Here is a 2,422-nt window from a genome sequence, read left to right on the forward strand (position 1 = left end):
AGCTTGTGGAATATAACGCCCTGTTAAGGTGTGAGCAGAGCAATACCGAAGCTCCCGCATACCACCTTAAACACAAATCGCAACGCATAATGAAAATGCCAAGCGTTGCGAATCACTCTTAAACAGATTGTTAGTAGCATGATATACGATTGACAGTTGTCATTTAAATACATGTCCAACACACATGAGAAAACATGGAAAAATCCCCAGTCAATCAGAGGTAGATCTAATAAACGCTATCGAAAGTACAGTTACAACCATTTGTGTACTTTAAATTATTCTACCAGTTCATTCCGCTTTTCATTTTTATACTTTCTAAAAATTGCCACACCTCGTTGACTGTCAGTTATATTGGAACTGGTTAAACGAGCTTGAGTTAAATCACAGCCACTCAACTCTGCACCCTGTAAATTTGCATTCGTAAAATCACAACCTCCAAAATCAGCTTGGGTAAGATCAGCTTTCTCAAAATTAGCATTAATAAATATAGAACTTTTAAAGTCGGCACTATCAAGGCTAGCCTTACTAAAGTTTGTTCGTGAACATAGTGACGCTTGAAGCTTAGCGCTTGTTAAACACACTTTTGTTAAGTCTGCACCTTCCAAGTTAGCTTCACTTAAGTCTGCCATTCTGAGGTCTGCATTCTTAAGAGTAGTAATATTATCCTGGGAGGATTTTAAGATGGTTAATTGTGCACCAGTTAACGTTGCACAATTCAGATTTGCATTATCAAGAATGGCACCATTCAGGTGAGCTTTATGTAAACTTGCATCTTGTAGGTTTGCGCCTTGCAAGTTAGCCCCCTGTAAACTTGCCCCTTGTAAATTAGCTCCTTTTAAATTGGCCCTTTCCAAGTTAGCTCCATCCAAATTAGCCCCCTGAAGATTTGCTCCCTCCAATTTTATACCGTTAAGTACGGCTTTCCTTAAATCACTTTGTTCCAATGATGCATACGTCAGATCAAATCCAGATAATTGGCTACCTTCCAAAAGCTTAAACCCTGTTAACAAATACCCATTTTTTTCGTTAGAAAACAGTCCAACTTTATATTTGTTTACAGTTTTAATAAACTTGAGCATATTATCGGTCTTATGGAATGGATCCCCTCTATCAACAAGAATACCGAGTTCAACTCCATACACGATTAGAAACTCTCTAATGCTTAAGTGAGAAAATCTAAACTCACCGTATGAATTGCGATTAAGTAATGAGTTAGTACCAATATCAATGTGATCAATCCCTTCGATAACCCTATCGGCAGAGTCATTTAATAGAATGATATGAGATTCACAATGACATAATTGCTGAATGTGCTTCAAAGCTACTGTATGTGTACCTTGTCGCTGCATCGTTTCCGCTAGCCAAATACAAGCTTTGAGCAAATCCTCCTTATTGATTTTTTTATCATGATACTTCCTTAGTTTAATTATCTCGCGATTCAACCATGTATCAACTAAACCTTTATATAACTCATACTCAGTCGCCCCTTGTCGATGGCTTTCCAATAAAGTCTCGACGTGCGATAACAAGAACGGTCGAAATTGAAGTGAACCTATGCTTCTTATCGACTGTTTAGCATCGTGTAATTTAGGGTTATAAAATTGATTAAATAAGTACTTTAAGCTTCTAGGGTAACGTTTGTCTAAATATGCATCAACCTGCTCATCAGTAAACAAAGAAAGATAAACTAACGGACAATCATAATTATTAAATGATATTTTACCCATTGTATTAAAAGCAGACCCTGCCGTTTCAGGGAAAAATTGAGTACGGCAAGTAATCACTACACGATAAAAGCAGCTAGTAGCTTCAAGTATCTTAGTTAGTCGCTCAATTGTGCCACCTTGCTTACACTGAGTATCTTCATCGAGTGAGTCTAGCAATAGAACAGTTTGGCTTTTGTTTTCAATCTTATCGATATCACTTAGGGTCGTAGCACCTAATTTCAGTAATTTACATTCATAATTTTTCGGCCAGAAAGCCATCAAATGACTTAACTTAACCATCATCAACAAAGATGTTTTGCCCATTCCTGCATCGGCGAGAATAAACATCTGACTTGCCCCGTCTCTAGTCACAATGTCCCGATTAAAGAATTTGTTTATAGTTTCAAAAACTCCAGCTCTTATTGAAGATATTGTTTCATCTTCAAGCTCATCAGCAGGGTTAACCTGCTGACAATCGGGTTGAATGTAAAACTTAGCAAGTTCCTCACAATTACCAAATACATCATTGATTCTAACCAACTCTTTATTACGCTTATCAACACTGTTTTTTAGTACTTGAGTTAAAGCCTTTAATAATTTTGTAGCTACTTTTGTTGAAATAAAGCTAGTTGTTTCCATAAACCACCGATAGTTGCAAATAATGAAAAATAAGTTTTGGCGAAGTCAATTATGCTACTAACGCCCGCTTAAGGGGC

Annotated in this window: 1 protein-coding gene; it reads right to left on the bottom strand. The window is 37.0% G+C overall.

From position 1 onward, the window contains the following. Nucleotides 1–275 precede the first annotated feature (275 nt). Nucleotides 276–2,345 (bottom strand): pentapeptide repeat-containing protein, encoded by a 2,070-nt coding sequence (locus DD616_RS04030; protein ID WP_017050758.1) that lies wholly within the window; start codon nt 2,343–2,345, stop codon nt 276–278. Nucleotides 2,346–2,422 lie beyond the last annotated feature (77 nt).

Source organism: Vibrio anguillarum (assembly GCF_003390515.1).
GTDB lineage: Bacteria > Pseudomonadota > Gammaproteobacteria > Enterobacterales > Vibrionaceae > Vibrio > Vibrio anguillarum.